1 protein-coding gene is annotated in these 639 nt (G+C 62.1%); it reads right to left on the reverse strand.

Features of this window, described 5'->3' with window-relative positions:
* The coding region (locus tag PseAD21_RS29345) for an immunoglobulin-like domain-containing protein (RefSeq protein ID WP_178082188.1) at positions 1-639 on the reverse strand (639 nt) is incomplete at both ends.

Here is a 639-nt window from a genome sequence, read left to right on the forward strand (position 1 = left end):
CGAAGTTGCCACCGGTAGCGGTGGAAATGGTCGCTTCGACTTTGCCCGCATCTTTGTACACGTCATCGGCAGGGGCCGGAACGGTCACGGTGCCGGTGGTCTTACCGGCTTCGATAGTGATCACCGCGCCGTTGGACAGGGTCACGGTCACTGGCGAACCAGCGGCGTTGGTCAAGGTTGCGGTGTAAACGATCGAGCCGCCTTCGGCCACGGTACCGGTCGCGCTGAGCGACAGGTTGGTGGTGTCGACGGTGTCGGTGACATTGGTCGAAACCGGCGTTTTATCCGCCACGAGGTTTTCGTAGTTGCCGCCAGTGACACCGGTGATCGCGTTGGTCAGCGGCGCGTGGCCGGTCAACGCATCGTTCGGCGCAGTGGTAGTCACGGTGCCAGTGGTTTTACCCACCTCAATGGTGATGTTCTGACCGTTGGCAAGGGTTACGACCACAGGCGAGCCAGTCACTGGCGCGCCGACGGTCGCGGTGTAAGTGACGGTGCCACCTTCAGCGGCGGACTCGGTCGCGGTCAGTTTCACCGTGGTGGTGTCGATGGTGTCGGTCACGTTGGTGACGGCCGGAACAGTGCTCGGCACCAGGTTCTCGAAGTTGCCACCGGTGGCAGTCGAAATGGTCGCTTCGA

This window comes from Pseudomonas sp. AD21, assembly GCF_002878485.1.
GTDB lineage: Bacteria > Pseudomonadota > Gammaproteobacteria > Pseudomonadales > Pseudomonadaceae > Aquipseudomonas.